This is a genomic window from Nonomuraea sp. NPDC048901 (genome assembly GCF_040649695.1).
In the GTDB taxonomy this organism is placed as follows: domain Bacteria; phylum Actinomycetota; class Actinomycetes; order Streptosporangiales; family Streptosporangiaceae; genus Nonomuraea.
Map to the genome: position 1 here is coordinate 322,247 of NZ_JBEZFW010000011.1, position 23,071 is coordinate 345,317.

13 protein-coding genes are annotated in these 23,071 nt (G+C 70.2%); 9 read left to right on the forward strand and 4 right to left on the reverse strand.

Features of this window, described 5'->3' with window-relative positions:
• Positions 1-8: 8 nt before the first annotated feature.
• From AB0C30_RS35180 to AB0C30_RS35215, 8 genes are read left to right on the forward strand one after another with little or no spacing between them, the layout of a single operon-like run.
• Positions 9-197, forward strand: a complete 189-nt coding sequence (locus tag AB0C30_RS35180) for a thiomuracin/GE37468 family thiazolyl RiPP peptide (RefSeq protein WP_355448036.1) — start codon at positions 9-11, stop codon at positions 195-197.
• A gap of 58 nt (positions 198-255) precedes the next feature.
• On the forward strand, positions 256-2,925 hold the full coding sequence (locus tag AB0C30_RS35185; protein ID WP_357952464.1) for a lantibiotic dehydratase: 2,670 nt from the start codon (positions 256-258) through the stop codon (positions 2,923-2,925).
• Complete coding sequence (locus AB0C30_RS35190; RefSeq protein WP_357952465.1) at positions 2,918-3,895, forward strand: lantibiotic dehydratase C-terminal domain-containing protein; 978 nt, start codon at positions 2,918-2,920, stop codon at positions 3,893-3,895. Before AB0C30_RS35185 ends, AB0C30_RS35190 begins: the two co-directional genes overlap by 8 nt.
• A gap of 3 nt (positions 3,896-3,898) precedes the next feature.
• Complete coding sequence (locus tag AB0C30_RS35195; RefSeq protein ID WP_357952466.1) at positions 3,899-4,927, forward strand: thiopeptide maturation pyridine synthase; 1,029 nt, start codon at positions 3,899-3,901, stop codon at positions 4,925-4,927.
• A complete protein-coding gene (locus AB0C30_RS35200; RefSeq protein ID WP_357952467.1) occupies positions 4,924-6,342 on the forward strand; it encodes a SagB family peptide dehydrogenase in 1,419 nt (472 codons plus the stop codon). Before AB0C30_RS35195 ends, AB0C30_RS35200 begins: the two co-directional genes overlap by 4 nt.
• Positions 6,343-6,348: 6 nt before the next feature.
• Positions 6,349-8,637: a YcaO-like family protein gene (locus tag AB0C30_RS35205; protein WP_357952468.1), complete on the forward strand. Its 2,289-nt coding sequence runs from the start codon at positions 6,349-6,351 to the stop codon at positions 8,635-8,637.
• Positions 8,630-10,609 carry a TOMM precursor leader peptide-binding protein gene (locus AB0C30_RS35210; protein ID WP_357952469.1) on the forward strand — a complete coding sequence of 660 codons (1,980 nt, stop codon included), beginning with the start codon at positions 8,630-8,632 and terminating at the stop codon, positions 10,607-10,609. Before AB0C30_RS35205 ends, AB0C30_RS35210 begins: the two co-directional genes overlap by 8 nt.
• Before the next feature lie 11 nt (positions 10,610-10,620).
• Entirely contained in the window at positions 10,621-10,974 is a 354-nt protein-coding gene (locus tag AB0C30_RS35215) for a hypothetical protein (RefSeq protein WP_357952470.1), read from the forward strand.
• Here AB0C30_RS35215 and AB0C30_RS35220 read toward each other — a convergent pair.
• Positions 10,907-12,130: an MAB_1171c family putative transporter gene (locus AB0C30_RS35220; protein ID WP_357952471.1), complete on the reverse strand. Its 1,224-nt coding sequence runs from the start codon at positions 12,128-12,130 to the stop codon at positions 10,907-10,909. The two genes, AB0C30_RS35215 and AB0C30_RS35220, sit on opposite strands and share 68 nt — an antisense overlap.
• Positions 12,131-12,181: 51 nt before the next feature.
• Positions 12,182-12,601 (reverse strand): helix-turn-helix domain-containing protein, encoded by a 420-nt coding sequence (locus AB0C30_RS35225; RefSeq protein ID WP_357952472.1) that lies wholly within the window; start codon positions 12,599-12,601, stop codon positions 12,182-12,184.
• An 89-nt stretch (positions 12,602-12,690) separates the two neighbouring features.
• Here AB0C30_RS35225 and AB0C30_RS35230 point away from each other — a divergent pair, with 89 nt between their 5' ends.
• Positions 12,691-13,044, forward strand: coding sequence for a VOC family protein (locus tag AB0C30_RS35230; RefSeq protein WP_357952473.1), 354 nt, complete (start codon positions 12,691-12,693; stop codon positions 13,042-13,044).
• Positions 13,045-13,051: 7 nt separating this feature from the next.
• On the opposite strand, the gene AB0C30_RS35235 is transcribed toward AB0C30_RS35230, so the two are convergent.
• Positions 13,052-13,366, reverse strand: a complete 315-nt coding sequence (locus AB0C30_RS35235; protein WP_357952474.1) for a hypothetical protein — start codon at positions 13,364-13,366, stop codon at positions 13,052-13,054.
• A gap of 41 nt (positions 13,367-13,407) precedes the next feature.
• Positions 13,408-22,977, reverse strand: coding sequence for a LamG-like jellyroll fold domain-containing protein (locus AB0C30_RS35240; protein WP_357952475.1), 9,570 nt, complete (start codon positions 22,975-22,977; stop codon positions 13,408-13,410).
• Positions 22,978-23,071: the final 94 nt, after the last annotated feature.

The following is a 23,071-nucleotide window of genomic DNA, read 5'->3' on the forward strand; positions in this document are numbered from 1 at the left end:
AAAAGAGAATGAGCGTTTCCCAGAAGCTCGACTTCGACCTCAAGAACCTGCCGATGGACGTTTTCGACCTCGCCGACAGCGGCCTCGCCATCGAGTCGCTGACCGCGGGCCACGGGATGGCGGAGAACGGCGCGTCCGTGCTCTGCCCGAGCGTCTGCAGCACCTCGACGTCGTCGACGAGCTCGAGCAGCAGCTGATTCCCGGCCGGGCCGTCGGCGTGGCGCGGGCGGCCCGGCTCTGGCGCTTCCGGAGGAAATGGTGATCTTAACGAGCGGCGCCCACGTGGAGTCGTCTGTCGTGGTGCGGGTCGCGGGTGTGCCGGTGGCGGCGTTGTCGCGACTGCGCCTGGACAGCGCGTACGGCCGGGCGGAAGAGCTGGCCCGGCAGGCGGCCACGTTACGGCGCGACGGCGAGGCGTTGGCGGAGGCACTGTATCCCCTGATCGGAGCGCTGGATCCCGGCACGGCCAAGCCGGCTCTGGTCGGCCTGCGCCGGGCGCTGCACCAGCGACGACTGCCCCGCGACACCGAATGGAACGCGCGTGTCGCCGCGCTCGTCCCCACCGACATCGGCGACGCGATCGAATCCTGGATCGTCACCAGGCACCGCCTGGATGAGGGGCGACGCGCGCTCGACGACGTGTTCGCCGCCGAACTGCGGGAGAAGGAGCTCGTCCTGCGTGACGTGGCCGGTCATCCGGGCTTCCGCCGGGCACTGTCCCAGGCCAGCCCGGCCCTGTTCGGCGAGCTGGCCAAGTGGCTGGCGGACCCGCGGCGGCGACCGCGCAGGCAGTCCATGGCCCGCCTGGCGAAGTACCTGGCGAGAGCGGCCGCCAAGACGAGCCCGTACGGCACCTTCATGGCCAGTGGCACGGGGACGTGGGCGGACGGTGAGTCACCCGTACGGTTCACCCCCGCCGAGGTCCATGGAGTGCTCGAGATCCACACCTTCCTCCTCCAGCGGATCGGCGAGACGCTCACCCGCGATCCCCGCCTGGCCCGGCACCTGGCCCTGCGGGTCAACCCGAGCGCGACCTTCCGGGACGGAACCGTCAGCTTCATCGGGCGCTCCGCCGAGGAACCCATCGTGACCCTGCCGGCCACCGCCGCGGTCGAGGCATGCCTGAACCTGGCGGCGCGCCGCCCGGGATCCACGCTGGCCGAGCTCCGCTCCCGCCTGGCGGGCGGCGCCGCCGACGAGTCCCCGGTCGAGGCGTTCCTCCAGGCGTTGGTGCGGGCCGGGCTCCTGGAGGAGCAGCACCCCGTCGCCGACCAGTCGGCCGATCCGCTGGGCGACCTGGCCGAGTGGGTCGCCGACCATGGGGGAGCCGAGTTCGCGGACGTCGTCCAGGCGTTGCGGCGGGTACGCCGGCAGGCGCGGCTGCCCGTGGTCGTGGACGACGTCGAGGGGCACTGGAAGCGGCAGCACGAACTGGAAGCCGCGCTCACCGACCTGGCGGAACCGCTCGGCTTCGAGCCGGCCGCGCTCGACGGGCAGGGCCGGCACACCTTCCGCGAGAACGCCGTCTTCACGGGTTCGGTGGCGGAGGCCGGGTCGGCGGCATGGCGTCCGGCTCTGGAGGATCTGGACGTGGTACGGCGCTGGCTGGGCGCCTTCGACCTGACGCTGCCGTTCCGGATCGCCCTCGGCGCCTACTTTTCCGAGCGCTTCGGCCCGGATGCCCACGTGCCCCTCCTCGTCCTGCACCGAGCGCTCCAGGAGGTGCTCACCCAGGACGGCGAGTCCGCCGAGCCGAGCGACGCGGCGCGCGAGGTCGCCCGGCTGATGGGCCCGTCCATGGGGGCGGGCGGCGCGCTGTCCGAGAGCCCGCTCCCGCGGCTGCGGGAGCTGGCCGCGATCCAGCGGGAGGCCCGTCAGGCGGTGCTCGCCCAGCCGGAGCGGGACGGTGTCGTGAGCGTCCCCGCGGAGCTGATCAGGAAACTGGCGGACGACTGGCCGTCATGGGTGGTCCCGCCGCGCTCCCTCGCCTGCTATGTGCAGGTCGTCCCCGGCCACGGCGGGATCGGCTTGGTGCTCAACGCCGCGCACACCGGTTACGGCCGTGGACGGAGCCGGGTGCTGGCCCTGATGGCGGAGGCCACGGGCGAGAGCCGGGCCACGGAGCACCGGCCGAGTGGCCGGGTGCTCGCCGAACTGGGCGGAGTGGCCGCCTCGGCGTTGAACAGACGCGTGCCGCACGTGGCGTACGAGATCGACTATCCGTTCGCGGTCAGCAGCCGTCCCGCGGAGGAGCGCATCCCGCTGGGAGACCTCGGGGTGGTCCTCGATCCGCGCAATGGCCTGCTCAAGGTGGTCTCGGAGCGGCTGGGCGCCGATCTGTCCGCACTGCATCTGGGCATGATGTCCGACCTGCTGCTCCCACCGGCGGCTCGCCTGCTGATCCAGGTCTCGGGAGAGACGCACTACGTACATCCCAGCATTCCGCTGCTGGCGGATCCGGCCGATCTGGACCTTCCCTCGTCGTTGGTGGCCTATCCCCGCGTGGAGATCGGCGGCGTGGTGATCCAGCGCGCCCGCTGGATCGTGCCGAAGGAGACGCTTCCGGAACGGGCCAAGGGCGAGACCGACGCCGCCTATCTGCTGCGCCTGGCGTCCTGGCTGCACGAGCACGACATCCCGGTGCGATCCTTCGTCCGCTTCGCCCGCCCGGACGGGGGCGCGGGCGAGGGGACGGGGGACTGGACGCAGTGGATTTTCGACAAGTCCCGCAAGCCCGTCTACGTCGACTTCGCCAACTGGTTCCTGGTCACGGCCTTCGAGAAGATGCTGGCGAGTTCGGGGCCGATGGTGATCTTCGACGAGGTGCTGCCCGACTTCGAGGACGCGCTGGGGCCGGACCCCGATGACCCCAGCGTCACCGAATTTCTCATCGAGATCTCTGACCAGGACGGCCGGCATGCATGAATCGGACTGGGTGAGCGCCCACGTCTTCTATCACGAGAACCTGGACCCGCTGCTGACGAACGCGGCCGGTCCGCTGATCGCCGAGCTGGCCGGGAGCGGGCTCGCGGAGGCCACGTTCTTCCTGAGGTACTGGGACGGGGGACCGCATCTGCGCTTCCGTGCGCTGCCTGCCGACCCCGCGCACCGGGCCGAGGTGGAACGGGTCATCGCGGAGCGGTTCGAGAAGTATCTCGCCGAGAATCCGGCGGGTCGCTCCATGAGTCAGCGGGACTATGCCGGCATAGGCGAAGCCCTGGCGCAGTGGGAGAGACTTCCCGGCCATACCGAGCGGCTCTTCCCGAACAATTCCGTGGCGTTCATCCCGTACCGGCGTGAGCACGACCGCTACGGCACCGGGGCCTCGATGGAGGCGGTGGAGCGGCACTTCGCGGAGTCCAGCCGCATCGCCCTCGGCCTGCTGCGCGACGGCCTGCGGCCGGCGGACCGCACCACGGCGGGAGCCGCGATGATCCTGCTCACCTGGTTCTGCGGTGAGCGGGATGTGGTCCGGCTGGCGCCGTGGGTCAGCGTCGACCAGGACCGGCGCGGCGACATGACCGCCGATCTCGTGCAACCGACCGCGCAACCGACGGGGCGTCAGCGTGATCGCGTCATCGGCCTCGCTCGCCGGATGAGAGGGCTCGCCACGCACCTGGAGCACGTCTCCGGGCCGGGCTCCCTGGCGGAGTGGGCCCGATCGGTGTCCACGCTCCGTGACGCGCTGGCCGCCGAGGCCGCCGCCGGCCGGTTCGAGCCGCCGCCCCGAGGCTGGGAGGGGGAGGGCGCGGTCAAGACGCGGCAGGTCCTCACCGTTCTCGACATCTGCGCCCACCTGGTCTGCAACCGGCTGGGCGTGACCGTACAGGAAGAGGGGGCCGTCCGGCTGCTGTGCGCGGACGCGGTGGCCGTGCTCGCGGGGGAGGGGAGATAGTCCGTGCGCTGGAACAGCATTCACGTCCGCTACTACGACCACGACAAGGATCCGTTGATCCTGCACGGAGTACGCCCGCTCTTCCGTGAGCTGGCCGGGCAGGTGGCGGGGCTCTCCTACACCCGGCACTGGCGGCAGGGACCGCACCTGCGGCTCAATTTCCGCACCGACCACGACACCTTCACGCACGTGGTGCGGCCGGCCGCGGAAAAGATCATCGGCGACTGCCTGGCCGAGCACCCTTCATCGCTGCCGCTCGACCCCCAGCAGGAGCTCTCCTCACATCAGCGGCTGGCCGAGCTGGAACGGGACTCCGGCCCCCTGACGCCGTGGTTTCCCGACAACACCCTCCGCGTCGCCGAGTACGACGACCGGACAGAGGTGCTGGGCGGGACGCACATGGCCGACCTCGTGGCGGACTTCTACGCCGACACCACCGACCTCGCCTTCGCGATGACCGAGGCCGGGGGCGGCGCGCGACGGCGGCAACTGGCGTTCAAGCTGATGGTGGCGACGGCGCACCGCCTGTCGGGCACCGACATCTCCCAGGGATACTTCACCTTCAGGTCCCACGCCGAGGCGTTCCTGTCGACCTTTCCCGAAGCGCGCGGGATGAGGCCGATGTGGGACGGCTACTACGGCGAACACCGCCTGACCCTCCTCGCCCAGCTGCGGGCGGTGCTCGGCGGCGACGACGTGGACGCCGCGCTGCTGGCGGACTGGGAGGCCGCGCTCGTCCCGTATCAACGGCGAGGGGCGCGGCTCCTCGAACAGGGCGCGTTCGTCGTGCCGACCGTCAGCGCCGAGCAGGAGTCGAAGCTGGCCGAGTCGAGTCCCTTTCATCGGGCGGGTTACGCCGACCCGGTGTGGGCGGAGATCCGGGACGCACCCGAGTTCCTTTTGTACAGGCTGATGCTCAACCTCACGTATCTGCACATGACCCGGCTCGGCCTCGTGCCGGTCGAGCGCTTTCTTCTGTGTCATCTGCTCGCCAACACCGTGGAGGCGTACCTGGAAGGAAATGGATCATGAGCGGCGAGGCTCCGGCGTACGAGGAACATCTGCGGCTGCGGCCGGGGGTCTACAGCGCGACGGGCGCGAACGGCGAGCTGCACCTGTTCCGTCATGATCTGTGGCGGAGGGTGGCGTCGTTCGGGCCGGTGGGCGCGGGCGGTCGGGCCGTACTGCGTCGCCTGGCCGAGGGGCCGTGCCCGCCGTCGGAGCTGACGGAGATCGGCGCGACCGACCCGGAATTCCTCGGGGCCCTGCGGAGCGGGGGATGGGTGACGACCACGCTGAGCCATCTCGGCAGGCAGCTGTACACGGTGCAGCCCGTCCGAGCGCCCGACCCCGGCGTGGAGCAGGACATCGACCACGAGGTGAAGCTGTCCGGTTTCGCGGTGTTCCGGCGTGAGGGGGAGGACATCCTCGCCGAGGCGCCGACCTCGTGGGCGCAGGTGCTGATCCATGACCCGGAAGTCGCGGCCATGCTCACGGAGATGGCGCGGCCACTCTCGGCCGCCACGTTGAAGGGCCCGCTGCCCGAAGAGCTGATCGCCAGGCTGCTGCGGGACCTGTGCTGGACCGGCATCGCGATCCCCGCCGGGAGCGACGCGGAGTCCGAGTGGCGACTGCGCCAGTGGCGACCGCACGACCTGTGGTTCCACTCGCGCAGCCGCAACGGGAACGGCGGCTACTTCGACGCCGGATTCGGCCGGACGAAATGGGGACAAGGACAGTTCCCGCCGCTCCCCGCGCGCCGGGAACCCTATCCGGGTGCCGCGATCGACCTGCGGGTACCGGACCTGGACGAGATCCGCGTACGCGACCTCGGGCTGACCGACGCCATCGAGGAGCGCCGCTCGATCCGCGAGCACGACGACGAGCACCCGATCACGGTCGATCAGCTCGCGGAGCTGCTCTACCGATGTGCCCGGGTACGCCGGGTCAACGTGTGGGAGGGCGTGGAGTACGTCGACACGCCCCGTCCCGCCGGTGGCGGGGTCGACGAGCTGGAGTTGTACCCGGTCGTCCGGAATGTCGCGGGCCTGGCGCCGGGCATGTACCACTACGACGCGCACGAGCACCGGCTGCGCCTCGTCAGCGACCCCGGCCCGGCGGTCGGGCGGCTGCTCTCGACCGCGAGCCGGGCGGCGGCCACCACCACGTGGCCCCAGGTCCTGATCGTGGTGTCGGCCAGGTTCGGGCGGGTGATGTGGACGTACGAGGAGATGCCGTACGCCCTGATTCTCAAGCATGTCGGGGTGCTCTTCCAGACCATGTACCTGGTCGCGACCGCGATGGGGCTGGCCGCCTCCGGGCTTGGCGGAGGTGACGCGCCGGCCTTCAACGAGGCCACGGGAGCCGATCCGGCGGTCGAGGCCAGCGTGGGCGAGTTCATGCTCGGGAGCCGGCCGAGCCCGGCCGCCGACGAGGAACAGGAGTAAACGAACGTGGGCCTACTGCTACGCCCGGATGCGTTCCATGCCCCGGATTCGGCGGGGATGTACCTGCTCACGTATCGGGGATCCAGCCATCTGAAAGGCCGATCCGTCGGTCCGCTGCTCGACCTGCTGAAGCCCTACCTCGACGGGCGGCACACGCTGGCCGAGCTGACGGAGGAGCTGCCGCCCGAGCGCCGGGCCGCCGTGGAGAGCCTGCTCACTGCGTTGGTAGAGCGGGATGTCGTGAGAGAGGTCGGCGCGCTGCCGGAGCGGGACGTGGTGAGAGACGTCGGCGCTGTGGGTCCGGAGGCCGCCCTGGAATATCCGGAATATCGCCATGAGGTGGCTTTCATCGGGCATTTCCGAGACTCGCCTATAAGTATATTTCGGGCATATCGGGATAAAGTGGTGCTCGTTCTGGGGGCGGGGGACATGGTGCCGTGGGTGGCGCGTGCCGCCGTACGGACGGGATCGCGCCTGGTGAAAATGGCGAGCCTGGAGCACTTGGCCGTCGAATGGGTCGAGCGCGGGCGGCGTACCCCTGACCAGACGGTCGAGCGGCACTTCCTCGCCGACTTCAGCGAGGAGGGGTTGCTGCCCCTGCTCGACAGCGCGGACCTCGTTCTGCACGTCTCCGGCGACGCGGCGCATGAACGGCTGCTCGACCGGCTCTGCGCGGAGCGGGGGATCCCCCTGGCGCAGGCGGTCGTGCTGGATGCTGAGGTCTGGCTCGGCCCCGAGGACCTTGGCACGCGGTCGGCGGCGAACTGGACGGCGGGCCGCCGCCGGGTGGCCGCCCGGCCCGCGCCACGCCCGCCCATCGCCGCCACCGAGCCGGGGGCCGCCGCCGGGGCTGTCGACGAGACGCGGGCCGCCGCCATCGCCGCCGCCTTGGTCCAAATGGCCTTTCGGACCGCCACCGGGTTGCTGGACGACCGCCGTGCCCGGCTGACCAGGATCGACCTTTCCACGCTGCGCCGGACGTCACATGCCTTCGTCCCGCACCCCTACGCCCGGTCGGCCGAACCCGCGCTTCCCGGGTCCGCGCTCTCCGGATCTGCGCTCTCCGAACCCGCGCTCTCCGGATCTGCGCTCTCCGGATCTGCGCTCTCCGGATCTGCTGACCCGGCCCGCGACGGTGCGGTTCTCGGTCGGGAGGCGTTCTCCCGGCGGGCGGTGGTGTGTGCCGACGATCTCCTGGGTGTGTTCGGGGAGCCGACCGAACGCGATTACGCGCAGATTCCCCTGCACGTCAGCGAGGTGGAGGTGCCCGACCCGGTCGGGCTGCTCGGTGGCGCTGTCTCAAGGGTCGTCGGCACGGGTCTCGACTTCGAGTCCGCGCGCCACCAGGCCGCCCTGAAGGCGTTCGCCGTCTACGCCTCGCTGATGGTGGATCCGCGCCGGCTGCTCTCGGCGGACGGCCGCACTCCGCTGGCCGCGCCGGAGTCCGACCCCGATGTCCTGCTCGCGGACCTGCGGGCCGGCAGGATCAGCGGGTTCGTCCTCGGCCACCGGCTCGCCGACGGCGGGACGCTAGTCGTCGCCGCCGACGTCGCCTTCCCCGTGCTGTCCGGCACGAGCCTGGCCGACGGCCGGGCGCCGAGCCGGACTGTGGGAGTCACTGGGGGCATAGCCGGGGGAGTCCCTGTGGGAGTCACTGGGGGGATTGCCGCGGGAACCACTGTGGGAGTCACTGCGGGCATTGCCGCAGGAATCACTGCTGGAACCACTGCGGGCATCGCCGCCGGATACAGCTGGCAGGAGGCCGTCGACGTCGCGCTGGCCGAGCAGGCGGGACGGCTGGCGCTCGCCGATCTGGAGCACCGGACGACGCCGTTGCCCCGGTTCGACCTGGACAGCGGGTGGCTTCCACCGCGCGGCGAACGGTACAGGTCCATGATCCAGGCCACGGGCGAGGCGGTCACCTGCTACGACCTCACCGGGCCGGCGGAGATTCCGGCCGCCATGAGTTACCTGGGTGACATACCTGTCGGATACGCCGGTGGCTTGTCGGCGGCCGAAGCCGTGACCGGCGCGCTCGAACAGGCCCTCCTCCATTACCAGGCGCGGCAGAACGCCCAGCCCGTCTACGCACCACCCGCGCCGCCGGGCATACCGCCCGAGCTGCGCGGTTCGGCGATCCGTCGCCTGCCCGACGCCTCCCGTACCGACTCGGCGAGTCTGGTGTCCGCGCTGGTCAGACGCGGTCTCTCGCCGGTGGCGGTGCCCCTCGACCACGATCGTGAGGTTCATTCGATCATGCCGTACACCGTCCACGTGGTGCTGACCCATGCATGAGATCGCCGTCCTCGGTGAAGGGCTGCTCGCGGAGAGCATCGTCGCGGCGCTGTCCGGCGGCGGATCCTCCGTCTCGCCCCTCGTGACCTCCGGTGCGGTCGCGGCCGTCGTGGCCCATGACCGCTGGGACCTGTCCGGCTACGCCGAGGTCAGAGCCGCCGCCGCGGAGGCGGGCGTGCCCTGGTTGCCGGTACGTGCTGAATTAGGGCGAATCGTCCTCGGCCCTCTGGAGGAGGACGGGCTGCCCGGCTGCGTGGACTGCGGCGAGTTCCGGCGGCGACTGGCCCATCTCCAGCCAGACGGGCACGAGACGGTGTGGCGAGAGCAGGGGGCCACCCTGTCCGCGCTGCCGTCGGCCTGGCTCACCGGACTCGCGGCCGACCTCGCCGCCACCTTGGTCACCGAGGAGATCGCCCGGCTGGTCAACCGGGAAGCCGTGGTCACCGCGCGCACGAGAAACCGGGAGACCGCGCGCACGAGGTCCGCCTTCGTCTACCTGGATCTGGAGACGCTGGCCGTCGAGCCGCACCCGTTCCTGCCCGACCCGCTCTGCGGCACCTGCGGGACGCTGCCGCCCGACGACCGGTCGCGGGCGAACATCTCCCTCCGGTCCCGCCCCAAACCGGCCCCGGACGTCTACCGGCTCCGCTCGATGACCGGTGAGGTGGACACGCTCAAAGCCAGGTACGTCGACGGCGAGAGCGGTCTCATCCGATCCGTGCTCAAGAGCACCGAAGGCGGCATCGTGGTCGCCGCGGCGCCCATGGGCCTGCGCCAGGGCTCCACCGAGTACGGCTTCGGCCGTACCCGTAACTACCAGGGCAGTCAGGTCACCGCCATGCTGGAGACGCTGGAACGGCACGGCGGCATGGAGCCAGGGGGAAAGCGCACCACGGTGTCGGCCAGTTACGCCGAAGTCCGCCACGACGCGATCGACCCCCGGACGCTCGGCCTCTATCCGGCGGAGCGGCATCGGCTCCCCGGTTTCCCGTACCGTCCGTTCGACGAGGAGCAGGTGTGCCGCTGGGTATGGGGGTACTCCTTCGCCCGCAGCGCTCCCGTGCTGGTCCCCGAGACCTACGCCTACTACCGGGCCCGCCACCATGACGCCGATCGCCCGCCGTTCGTCCAGGAGGTCTCCAACGGCTGCGCCCTGGGCGGCAGCCTGGAGGAGGCCGTCTTCCACGGGATCCTCGAAGTGGCCGAGCGCGACGCCTTCATGATGACGTGGTACGCGCGCATGCCGGTCCCGCGGATCGACGTGACCTCCGCCCGCGACTCGATGATCCCGCTGATCATCGAAGCCATCGAGGCCGAGAGCGGCTACCAGGTGATGCTCTTCGACACCACCCTCGAACAGGGCATCCCCTGCGTCTGGGCGATGGCCGTCGACCCCGGCGACGACGAGAAACGCCCGAAGGCGGCCTGCTCGGCGGGCGCTCACCCGGTCCCGGAACGCGCGATCGAGAACGCGCTCAACGAGCTCGGCCCGCTCCTCGCCGACCTCATCAAGCGCTATCCCGACCACATGGACGAGGCCGGCCGGATGGTGGACGACTCGTCGCTGGTGAAGGAGATGGAGGACCATCGCCTGTTGTACGGCGACCACCGGACGTACGACCGGCTGCGCTTCCTGACCGAGACGCCACGGCGGCGGCACATCGACGACCTTCCGTCGCCGGCGCGACTCCGCAACGCCGATCTCCGGGACGATCTGATCGAGCTGGTCGACCGCTACCTGGTCACCGGTGCGGACGTCATCGTGGTGGATCAGACGACCCCCGAGCACGAGGTGTCCGACCTGGCCTGCGTGAAGGTCGTCATCCCCGGCACCCTGCCGGTCACCTTCGGCCACGACTACCGGCGGGTCGACGGTCTGCCGAGGTTGTACGAGGTGCCGTACCGGCTCGGCTACCGGGATCGGCCCCTGGAGCCGCAGGACGTCAACCCGTACCCGCACGCGTTCCCGTAGAAGGGCCGGCCATGTTCGTATCGATCGTCGCCTGGGATCTCAGCAGGTCCACGGAGACCGTGGAGAGCCTGCGCGACTACCTGCGGGACTACGCCGTCGACGCCTACGCCACGCTCGAGGGGATGCGGCTGAAGGCGTGGTTCTCCAATCCCGCCCGCCAGACCTGGGGGGCGGTCTACCTCTGGGACTCCGCCGAGGCCATGGACGGGCCCGCCCGGGTGAGCCGCGTCATCGAGCTCATCGGCTATCCGCCCACGTCGGTGAGCGTCTTCCAGCTCGAAGCCATCGCGGAGGGCATCAGTGTGTACGAGAGCCTCGCAGGGCTCGGCGCCGCGCTGGAAGGAGACCACTTGACCGCAGGCTGAGCGGGTCTGCCTGCCGTTCGTCGGCCCTGACTGCCGCCGCCAACCGGATCAGCCAGTCGAGTTCGGCGTCAGGGTCGGCCGGGCTGTTGCCGGGGATCGCCGGTCCGGGCGGGTCCGGCCGCTCGCCGAGCCTGCTGCGGCGCAGGGCGGAGGTGATCAGCGCGGCCTCGACGGCGATCGCGCGCGCGTCATCGGACAGGCCGGTGGCCCCCGCCCCTCGCGTTTCGGCGACGCGTGGGTCGAAATAGGGGAGGAGCAGCAGGCGGCCGTCCCAAATTTCCACGATCCGCCGGTACAGGGCCTGCTCCGGTTCCCGGAAATCGACGTGCCGGGTCCCCGGCGGATCGAGGGCGATGGCCGGGAATTCGTCGTACAGCACTTTCCAGAGCGGGAAGAGCTTGCGATAGGAGCGGTCGAGCGACCACCAGCGCGCGAGATGGTCCAGGCCCAGTCGCGGGCCCGTGACGGGCAGCAGGATGCCGGCCACGACGAACAGGATCGCGAGGCGGAACACATCCCCGATCAGGTTGCCGTACAGCCACGGCACGGCCCATCCGAGAAGGTGGGCGGACATGGCGGCGAACCGCAGCCCGGCGTAGGCGATGGTGCAGGCGAGACCGAGCAACAGCAGTCGCAGGCCGTTGCGGAGGGAGAAGCCTCTCGCGGCGCTCGCGCGGTAGTGCGTGGCGCGCGCGATCTCGGTGACGGTCAACGCCAGATAGGCGACATAGACGTAGGCGGCGGCCGAGATCACCGGGACCTGCACGGCCAACACCTGACTGGCCAGAGCCTCCGCGTAGTTCGACGGGGTCGTCGCGTGCAGAACGCCGATCAGTGCCAGGACGCCGGTCAGCTGCCGCAGACGTAGCCGGGCGCTCCGCATGGCCTGCTCCGCCGGATAGACCATGTGGAGGAACGCGCATTGCCCGGATGTCGCGGCGATCAAGGTCAGGCAGTTGGAAAGGGTGCCCGCGGTGTTGAGCGCCGTGTGGCCGTCGATGACCTCGTGGACGGTCTGGTCCTGCAAGCAGATCGACACCGAGAGCGCCAGCAGCGCGGCACACAGCCAACGCGTCGACCGGCAGCCGGGTTTGGCGCGGAGGTGGAACAGCTTGATGCCCACCGCGATCCAGCCGGCGACGGCCAGGCCGATCAAGATAGGCGCGCCATGGCCGGCGGCGGACGTCGAAGATCGGCCGCCAAGAGATCATTCATCGGAGGGATTCTCCAGCTTCCAGAGCTGATTGACCATTTCGGTGATGGCGGCGCGGCTGCCCTGGGTCAGCTCGGCGCTGCGCAGGGCGATGTGCGTGACACCCGCCTTCCGCATGCCGGCCAGCAGCTCCAGATCCTTGTCGATCTTGGCGGTCTCCGCGTCGTCCAGGAAGTAGGCGACCGGCACCCCGAAGAACGTGGCCAGCGCCGTCAGGTGCATGATCGTGGGATTGACCCGCCGGCCCGTGCGCAACTGCCAGATGTAGGTGTGCGAGATCTGTACGTCCTGGCCCTTGCTGATGGCCTCCGCGACCGCGACGTTGCTGTATTCGGCCTCACCTTGGCGCCGGACCGTCTGGAACAACCGGTTCAGCTTGTCGGCCAGCGTCCGGGGAGTCTCATCAACGCTCATCGGAGTGCCGATCCTTAACAGCCAGAATTTAGCGACTTTGTCGTCATCCTACACAGAGGTTGACGGGCGGGTCCTGGCAAGATAGCGGCATGGAACGTGTGCTTGGAATCGGCGGATATTTCCTGCGGGCCGCCGATCCGATGGCCTTGGGCGCGTGGTATCGCGATTGTCTGGGCTTGGAGGCCGATGAGAACGGCCTGTGGCGTCAGCAGACCGGGGAAACGGTGTTCGCGACTTTCGAGTCCGAGACCGAATACTTCGGCTCCCGCGCCCAGCAGACGATGCTCAATTTCCGGGTCCGCGACCTGGACGCGATGCTCGCGCAACTGCGCGACAAGGGCGCGGACGTGGCCAAGGAGACTCAGGACATGGAGGGTGTCGGCCGGTTCGGCTGGGTCACCGATCCTGAGGGCAATCGGATCGAGCTGTGGCAGCCCAGCTGACAGCGCCTCACGCAGGGGGAATGAGCTCGTAGTTCGGGATCGTGGGTCTCACCCGCTGATACTCCTGCTCCCCCGAAGCCGCCGCGGCGGCTTCGGGGATCTCCACGCGGCCGAGGTACGGCCCCTGCAGGCAGTGGTCGCACCAGAAGTGGGCGTCACCGATGAGCAGGTGGGGGATCCGGAGCCGATACACCAGGCGGAGGCAGGCACGTCCACAGTTCGGGCAACGCCTGGTGATCGGTCCGGGCAGCTCGTCCCGTGCCTGCTCATAAGCGTGCAGCCAGCTCTCCCATCGGAGCGCCTCGTCATGAGTGTTCGACACTGGGGCCACCTCGGTGCTCGAGCCGTTTCGCCTATGGTCCCTTACTGGTTACGTGGATGGTTGTCCCACCAGTCGTCCTCGAAGGCATAGGCCCGGTCCTCCCATGGTCGCGCCTCTTCCAGCGTCTTCGGGAAGACGCCGCCCCCGCGTATGTCCTCCACGTGGAACCGCTCGTGGGCGAGGGTGCGGGCCAGCAGTTCCTCGCTGCGGAAAGCGGCTCGCCGCAGCAGGACCATCTGGTTGGGGAAGGTCACGCCGGCCAGCCCGTCCTTCACCTTGTCGATCCTGATGGTCAGGTCGTCGATCCGGATGTCCCAGTCCTGGGCCACCCGCCGGACCGTGTCCATGTTCATCGGGAGCCTCTCGCTCCACTTCGGCCGATCGCCGGGGCGGCGGGCCAGCGTCAGGAAGTCGTCGCCGAAGCCGGCGCCTTCGCTCCCCAGGGCCGCCGCCGTCTCCTCGGAGGAGGAGCAGGCGGCGCCGGCGCCCGTCACACCACGGCAGGGGGCCAGCTGCACCGTCGGGTCCGGCGGGACGCCCGGGCCCGGATCGACGCGGCAGTCCTGCATCGCGTCCGCGCCGAACACCCCCGAGCACTGGCCGACGACGTGCGGGGCTGGGTCGAGGCCGCCGTTGGGCTGCCCGTCGCCGGCCCTGGCCTCGATCGGCGTGAAGGCCACGCCGACCTTGTCCAGGATCTTGTCGATGGCGTTGTCGACCCGGTGGTTGAGCCCCTTGTCGAGCGCGTCGGCGAGCGAGGTGCCCGCCGGGCCGGGCAGCCGGTCGTGGTCGATGGGGCCGGGCCTGGTCGCGCGCGTCTTCGCCGCGATGTCGGCCAGCTCCTGGGGCGTGGGCGGCGGAGGCGGCGGCGGATCCGCCTTGGGCGGGCCGTTCGTGCCCTTGCCGGGCGAGGCGCCGGGATCGCCGTCGTCGCCGGGCGTGCCGTCGGACTTGCCCTTGCCGGGGGAGCCGCCGCCGTCCGGGTACTGGATGTACGGCCCGCTGCCGTCCGGCCAGCCCTTCCACCAGTTGTTCTTCCACCACTTCGCCGCGTAGTAGGCCACGCCGGCGGTGACGCCGGCCGCCGCGAGGCAGTAGAGCCAGGCCGGACCGCAGAACCGTGAGCCGCGCGCGGCCGCGCCGAACTCCCCGCCACCGGTGAGGACGTAGTCGGCCGCGCTCCAGGCCGGCCTGGCGATGTCCCGATAGACGACCTTGATCGCCTGCTTGGCGGTGCCGCACACGAAGGCGGGGCAGCCGAAGTGACCGGTCGGGTCCACCTGGTTGAGCGGGTCACCGTCCGCGTAGGTGAAGCGGTTGCCCTTCATCGACGGCATCGGGTTCACGTCGAGCGTGTCCCTGCTGGGGAACGCGCCGGTTCCGGGGTCGTACCAGCGGGCGGCCATGTTGACCTTGCCGGTGGCCGGGTCGGTCCAGCCGCTCTGGTAGCCGACGTCCCGCTTGGTGCCCGAGTTCGCGACGACCTTCCCGTACGGGTCGTAGGCCGCCGAATCGGTCAGCGCACCCGCGCCGGTGAAGGTGGCGGTGAGGTCGCCGTGCCGGTCGGTGTAGGCGTACAGGCCCGCGACGGAGACGATGTCACCCGCCGGGTCCCTGCCGTAGAGCTCGGCACCCGCCGCGGCCGGGGTGTTGCCCAGGCCGGAGTAGCTGAACGTGCGGCCCGCGGCCGACGCGAGCCGGTCCAGCCCGTCATAGGCGTAGGTCGAGGCGCCGTCGGTGATCATCCGGTCGAACGCGTCGTAGCTCGTCGCGCTCGCGCTCCCGCCGCTCGGCGTCCTGGACTTCAGGGTGCCGCGCGCCGAGTAGGCGTAGCCGGCCGATCCGTCGGAGACCAGCTGGTTGCGCGCGTCGTAGACGGAGGCGGCCGCGCCGGCCTTGGTCCGGTTGCCCGCGTCGTCGTACTCGTAGGCGGCCGAGTTCCACGACGTCAGCCGGCCCGCCAGGTCGTAGCCGTAGGTGTTGGCGGCGGCGCCCGCCGTACCGGTCGTGGTCTTGGTGGTGAGCCGGTCGGCGTCGTCGTAGCCGTAGGTGATGCCGGCCAGCGCCGTGCCCGCGGTGGTCTTGAGCGTGTCGGAGGTGGGCCGGTGCAGCGCGTCGTAGTCGAAGGAGCGCTTGGCGCCGCCGTAGTCCACGCCCTTGAGCTGGTCCATCGTGTCGTAGGAGTAGATCGAGGTGCCGCCGGTGAGCGGGTCGCGGACCGTGGTGAGGCGGCTGCCCGCGTCGTAGTCGTAGGCGGCCGTGCCCGCCTTGTCGGTACGGGTCTTCATGCGGCCGTCGGCGTCATAGGTGAAGGACGCCGTGCCGGACGGCCCCGCCGTGCTGACGAGATGATCGCGATCGTCGTAGCCGAAGGTGTTACCCCCGGCCGAGGTCAGCCGGCCCACGGTGTCGTAGCCGAAGCTGTGCGCGGTCGTGGCGGTCTCGGCGCCCGCGCCGGTCTCCGCGGTGAGCCGGTTCAGCGGGTCGAAGGTGCGGGCGATGGTGACCCCGCCCGGCTTGGTGACCTGGACGGGGCGGGCGGCCGCGTCGTAGTCGGTGATCGTCTGGCGGTCGGCGAGCGTGGTGTAGGCCGTGGTCGGCGGCACGAACATCGCCACCTGGAGATTCCACGGGTTGAAGGCGTAGGAGGTCGCGTTGCCGTTGCCGTCGGTGAAGCGGGTGCGGTTGCCGACCGCGTCGTAGCCGAAGGTCGTGTTGATGGTGTGCGTCGCCGTGGTCTTCTCGTGCTGGCCGGTCAGCCGGTTCAGCGCGTCGTAGTCGTAGGTGGTGACTCCGCCGCCGGGTCTGCTGACGGTGACCGGGTTGCTCGCGTCGTCGTAGCCGATCGTCGTGGACCGCAGCTGCTTGCCCGCCGCGTCGAAATCGGCCGTCGCGGTCGCCCGGCCGGCGCCGTCGAAGGTGAGCGTGCTGCTGGTGCCGTCCGGGTTGGCGATCTTGGTCGCCCGGCCGGCGTGGTCGCGGGTGTACCAGTGGGCCTGGGCCAGCGGGTTGACGTCGACCACGACCTCGCCCGCCGCGTTGTAGCCGTACTGGCTGCGCGCGCCCGACGGTGTGGTGACGTAGGTCAGGTTCCCCGCGTCGTCGTACTCATAGGCGGTGGTGTATCCCGCCGCGGCCGGTGTGCGGTCGACGGCGGTGCTGGAGATCCGGCGGCCGAGGTCGTCGTACGTCGCCCCGGTCACCCGGCCCGCCTGGTCCCGTGTCCAGAGCCATTCCCCGGCCACGTCGAAGCCCGAGCGCGACTGGTTGCCCGCCGCGTCGGTGGTGGCCACCAGGTTGCCCAGCTGGTCGTAGGTGTGGGTGTCGCCGTGGCCGAGCGCGTCCTCGACGTGCGTCACGCGGCCCAGCGCGTCGTACGTCGTGGTGGAGCCCGCCGTCACCGTGGCACCGGCGCCGAGCTGCCGGTACGAGGGCAGGGTGACGACGCGCGGCCGGCTCATGCCGTCGTAGGTGATCGTGGTCCGGTAGCCCTCGGCGTCCTCGCTCGTCACGACGTCGCCGAAGCTGTTGTAGCCGGACCGCGTCGTCGGCCTGACGTTGTACGGCGTGCCGCCCGAGTGCTCGATGGCCACCGTCGGCGCCTTGGTCGTGGTGAGCCGGCCCGCCTCGTCATAGGTGTAGTCGGTCACCGCGCCACGGGGGTCGGTCATCGTCTTCGGCAGGCCCCGCTGGTCCCTGGTCCACGACGTCGTGAGCCATTCGTCGCCGTCCCAGACCTTCTGGGACAGGGGCCGGCCCAGCGCGTCGAGGTCGAACGCGGTCCAGGTGTAGCCGCTGTCCTGCGCCTGGACCAGGGAGACCACACCGCCGTCGGCGTCGTAGCCGTACGTGGTCCTGCGCTTGATGCCGGCGGGGTCCAGCAGCGCCTCGGTGACCCGGTTGGCGGCGTCCACGGTGTAGGCGGTCGTGCTCTTGCCGTTACCGGTGACCCGCTTGATGAGGTTGCCCGCGCTGTCGTAGGTGTTCTGCTGGAGCGGGATGTCCCGGGTGGTTCCATCGGCGTTGTGGAAGCCCTCGGCCCAGACCGATTCGAGCAGGTTGTCGTCGTAGTAGCGGTAGCGGGTGGTCCGGCCCATGGCGTCGGTGACCGTGGCCAGGCGCCCGGCCGGGTCGTAGGCGCGGGATTCGAGGACCAGTTCCTTGGGGGCGTCGGTGTCCAGCGGGTCGCCCACCCAGTTGGCCAGGCTCGTGGTCAGCGGCAGACCGGTCGGTCCGTAGGTGTGCCGGAAGTCGGCGCCGGTGGCGTCCACGGTGCTGGTGAGGTTGCCGTAGACGTCATAGCCGTAGGTGGTGGTCTTGCCCTCGGGGTCCTTGACGGACGAGACGCGGGCGGCGGCGTCGTAGGTGTAGTCCGTGGTGCGGGTGACGTCCTTGCCGGTGGGGTCCGTCCGCTCGGCCTTGGTGACGTTGCCGTCCACGTCGTAGGTGTAGAGGACCCACGGGAGGTGCTTGACGCCGTTGATCACGTCCGTGGTCGCCGGGCCGACGGTGGCGGTGAGGTGGTTGAGGGCGTCGTAGCCCATGGAGGTGCTGACGCCGTTCGGGAACGTGTCGGAGATCTTCGTCTCGGAGATGGGGCGGCCGGCGCTGTCGTAGTCGTACTTCGTGGTGAGCCCCGCGGCGTCCACCACTTGGGCGAGGTCGCCGTTCTGGCGGTAGCTGTAGCGGGTGGTCCTGCCGCCAGGGGTGGTCGTGGAGGCGAGCAGCCCGTCCGGGACGGTGCCGCCGTCGGTGGCGGCCTCGTCGCCATCGGTGTAGGCGTACTTGGTGGTGCCGCCGTTGGCGGCTCCGGCCACGGGAGGTGTGGTGACGCTGAGCAGGTCGCCCGAGATGTCGTAGGTGTAGCTGGTGCGGTGCGCCGCGTCGTTCCCTGCGGTGGCGCGGGCGTCGTACGCGCCGGTGAGCTTGTCGTTGCGGGGGTTCAGCGGGTCGCCGGCGTCCAGGTAGTAGGTGAAGTAGGAGGTCTGGCAGGAGCGCGGTCCGCGGCAGGTCACCTTCATGACCGGGTTGCCGCGGTCGTCGTTGTACAGCTGCGTGGTGTGCCCGTCCGGGTCGCTCACCGTGGCCAGGTTGCCGTTGAGGTCGTAGCCGTAGCGCGTGGTGCCGCCCGAGGCGTCGTACAGCGAGGTCGGCCGGCCGCCGTGCTGCGGGTCGTAGCTGTAGACCATCGCCTTGCCGCGCGGGTCGGCGGCGAGCACGGTGGTGGCGGGGATGCCGAACGTGGCGACGTCCTTGTAGTGCGCCTGGATCGCGTCGGTGTGCAGACTGTTCCAGTAGATCGCCACCTCGTCGATGGTGCCGTTGAAGTGGCCCAGCGTGTCCGAGGGCTTGGCGGGCCAGTTGCCCGCGATGAAACCGGCGCCGACGTAGACATGGTTCTGCGCGATCGTGGACACCGGGCCCTTGGACCTGGTCCCGACCACCGCGCCGTCCAGCCAGAGCCACTGGGTGTCACCGGAGGCCGTCAGGACGGCGTGGTGCCAGCTCGCGTCGGTCACGGCCGCGCTCGTGGTGATCGGCGCGACCGCGGCGCCGTCCCAGAACTGGCCGCGCAGCTTGCCGTCCGTCCCGACGTACAGCGCGGGCGTGTAGTTCGCCTGCGGCCCGGCCGGGTCGGTGATGGCCTGGGCCTGGTAGGCGAGCAGGACGCCGGGCTTGGCGGTCTTGAACCACAGCTCCGCCGACAGGTCGCCGCCGCCCTTGATCTCGCCGTCGGGCAGCTCCAGATAGGAGCTGGAGCCGTTGAACCCGGCGGCCGAGTCGCCGCCGGTGGCCAGGACGATGGGTGCGCTCTGGCCCAGGGTGACGTTGTGGTAGGTCGCGCCGGTGTCGCGCCCGTCGCCGTAGGCCGCGCTGGCCGCCCGGGTGCCGGAGAACTCGGCGAGGCGGTAGTACTCGCGCGGCCGGGCGCTCAGGACCGCGTTCGGGTAGTACTCCGTGCTGGCCTGCGTCTGGGCGGGGTAGACCCGCCACTGCCCGCCGTTGGCGTCGGTCATCGAGGCGACGCGGTCGCTCTGGGTGTCGTAGGCGAGCGTGGCCTGCAACTTGCCCGACGGCAGCTTCACCGTCTCCAGCGCGCCCGTGTACTGCCCGGCCGCGTACTGGGCGGCGACGGACGTGGGGCCGAGCGGGTGGGTGTAGAAGGCGGGGTCGTCGATCTGGCCGGTGAAGTGGCCGCGCGTGTCCGTGGGCGCGGCGGGGCACCAGCCCGAGGTGTTCACGTAGCCCGCCCCGATGCTGGCGTTCGGCAGACGGGTCGCCTTGACCTGGTTGAAGCGGCTGCCCACGATCGCGCCGTCCAGGTACATGCCCTGCCAGGTTCCGCTCGCGGTCAGCACCACATGGTGCCAGGCCCCGTCGCTCACCGCCGCGGTCGACGTCATCGAGCCGCAGCTGCCGTCGTCGGCCATCTGGCCGTGCAGCTTCCCGTCGGTCCCGACGTAGAGCATCGGCAGGAAGCCCCAGGGGAGCGGGCCCCGGGAGTCCTCCAGCGTGTTCATCTGCGCGCCGTACAGCACGCCGGCCTTGGTGGTCTTGAACCACATCCCGACCGCCGCGTAGGTGGTGTCGTCGGTGATGTTGTACGGCATGCGCACGTAGGAGCTCGTGCCGTTGAACGTCGCCGAGCCGTCCGTGGTCCCGGCCGGGGCGCCCGCCGCGCCGTAGGTCAGGTTGACCGCCTGCGCGTCGTCCTGGCCGACGAACATCTGTGTCTCGTTGGTCGTGCTCTGGTGGAGCCGGTAGTACATCGCGGGGGCGGCGTCCACGACGGCCGTCCGGTGGTGGGACAGCATTTTGTAGGTGTACTTCGTACAGGCCGTCGTCGTGCCCGGCGGGCAGACCTGGGCGAGCAGGCCGTAGCCGTAGCCGTACCTCCACGCGGGCGCGCCCTGGGCGGGATCGGTGGCGACCGAGGTCACCACACCGCTGGTCCAGGTGAAGTAGAGACCGCGGCCGCTGACCTTGTTCACGACCTTGGCCAGGGTGCCGTCGCCGTTGTAGGTGAGGAACTCACCGTGCTGGTCGTCGTCGTAGATCGCGGTCAACCGGCCGTTCGTGTCGAACACGTACGCGCCGCCGGACTTGTCACGCAGGAACCACGCCGTATCGGCCTTCACCAGGCTCACCGACCGGCCCTCGGGCGGCGCGTACGTGCCGTCGGAGTTGCGGCCGAAGCGCGCCTGCCGCCCGTCCGGGTAGGTGACCACGACGTTGCCCGTCAGGTCGCTGTCAGTGACGATCTTCATGTCGTAGGCGGTGGTCCAGCCCACGCCGAACAGCCCCGAGCGGGAGTTCAGGCTGCTGTACGAGCGGGTGATCGCCAGCGCGGGACCGGCGGTGGTCAGGCTCGCGTCCGTGGTGGTGGCCGCGTACTGGCCGGTCAGCGGGTCGATGCCCTTGACGGCGGCCGTGCCCGCGCTGTCGGAGACGTGCGAGGAGACCAGGGGCTGCGGCACGACCGTGCGGAAGGTGCTCCATCCGGTCGCCGGGCTTGAGGTCTTGCCGTCGGTGACCAGGGCCTGCCACATGTACTGCTCGCCCCATTTGAGCTTGCCCTGCGGCACCGTCCAGTTCGCGGTCTGCTCACCGGTGTTGGAGTCGCCCTTGATCAGGCCGGTCGCCGGGCACGTGCTGGGGGCGGAGACCAGGCAGATGTTGAAGATGAAGTTCAGCTCTCCGCCGGGCCACTCGTCCTGGTCATGGCCGGTGACCGTGAACTCCGGCATCAGCGTGGACTCCACGTACCCGCTGCCCGGCCACATCGAGTCGATCTGGGGTGGCACGTTGATCACGCTCAGGCTCACGCACCAGACGGGTACGCCCCAGTCGGAGAAGAACTGCCCGTTCGCCACCATGTCCCAGCAGACCTGGTACGAGCCCGGGTTGAGCGGGTCGATCGTGGCGCTCACCTTCGCCGAGCCGTTGTTGCCGATCGTGGCGGGCAGCGTGGCGGCGGCGGTGGAGCTGCCCACGAAGCTGCCGCCGAGGGTGTACACCTTGTAGCCCAGCTTCACCGAGCCGGGAGACCAGGAGTTCATCCCGTTGTTGATCACCGTGACGGGCAGCCTGCCGAAGCTGTTGGCCGTCACCGGCGGGTCGATCGTGGCACCGGAGTCGATCGCGTACAGCGCCCGCCAGGGGCTGTAGTCCACCTGCAGGTACGGCGGGTTGGCCGAGTTGGCGCTGGCGAACTCCTTGAAGCTGTCGGCGGTCAGCGCCAGGCCGTTGTTGCCCGCGCCGTTGGACCAGTCCGACAGGGCCGACAGGCCCGCGCTGTTGATCCCGATCCACGCCCAGCCGGCGCCGCCGCAGGTCACGCCGCCGCTGAAGCTGGCCGACCCCCAGGTGTCGCCGAGGCTCACGCCGGGATAGGAGGAGATCGTGCCGACGTTCCAGCCGCTGGTGATCTGCTTCACCGTGACGGGGTTGGCCGCGCAGGAGTTCGACAGGGTGTTGTAGAGGAAGAGCGCGGCGCCGGTCACATAGGCGTGGGGGATCTGGGAGGCGAGGTTGAAGTTGATGTAGGCGTTGTTGCGCTTGGTGCCGTCCTGGGAGCCGACCAGGAGCTGGTCGCTGCCGGAGTGATTGGCGCCGGAGTGGTTGTCGACGTAGGTGTCGGAGGAGGCGCCGCTGGTGGTGCGTACATAGGAGGAGGGGTCGATGACCACCGGGAACGCGCGGTCCTTGGCGCGCAGCCACTTCTGGTCGGCGCTGACCCGCAGGACGTCGCCGGCGAGGGTGTAGTGGACCGCGTCGGAGCGGGCGCCCTTGGCGTCGCTCATGAATCCGGCGGGGACGGTGATGCGCACCGCGCCCTGCTCGTCGACGAACTCCACGCCCTGCGGCGTGCTTCGCGGCGTCAGCCCCTTGGCCTGGAAGGGGAAGTCCCAGGGGCCCGTCGCGGCCTGGCGCGAGGTCAGGACGAGCGACTCCTTGATCCCGTTCCAGGCGGCCTCGACCTGGAGGTCCGTCCCCGGCAGCACCTCACCGTACTTCGCGATATTTCCCGAAATATCGGCTTTTGTGCTTTTTGCCCCTTGGAGGGCGAAGGACAGGCTGTGCTCGTTGTCCAAGGTGAGCGACTGAAGCCTGGGGTCGGCGGCGTCGTCGGCCAGCTCGGCCGCGACGTCGTTGGCAGTCGGCCGCCAGCGTCCGTTGGCGCCGGTCAGGTTGAGGTCGATGTCGGCCCACTCACCGGTGGCCGTCCGGTATCGCACTGGCCTGGAGTACGTGCGCACGGTGTAGGTCTGATCGGGGTTCTGGAACACCTTGGACGTCGCGTCGCCCAGCTTGGGGGCCACCCGGCTCTGCTTGGCGTCGAACCCGTGCACTTCCCCGTTGCCCGGCTTGCCGGTCGCCTTGCCCACCCGCTGCGTCTTGTTCGACAGATGGGAGACCAGCTTGGGCGGCTGCTGGGCCTCCCGGGGCACGACCCCCTTGGGCAGCTTGGCGGCCTTCTTCTCCGGCAGCTCGGTCTGCGCCCGGGTCGCCTCCGCCGCCACCTGGTGCGTGCGGTTCGCCGCCGAGCCCAGGCGCTGCTCGGGGAGCGTCGGCTCCTTGGCAGCCGCGTGGGCTCCCTGACCTGCCATGCTGATGACAAGGGTGGTCACTGTCAGTGCCGAGCAAAGACGAGTGGCCCAACGATTCCTCATGCCGACCTCCGGCGGCGACCGTAGTCCCCGC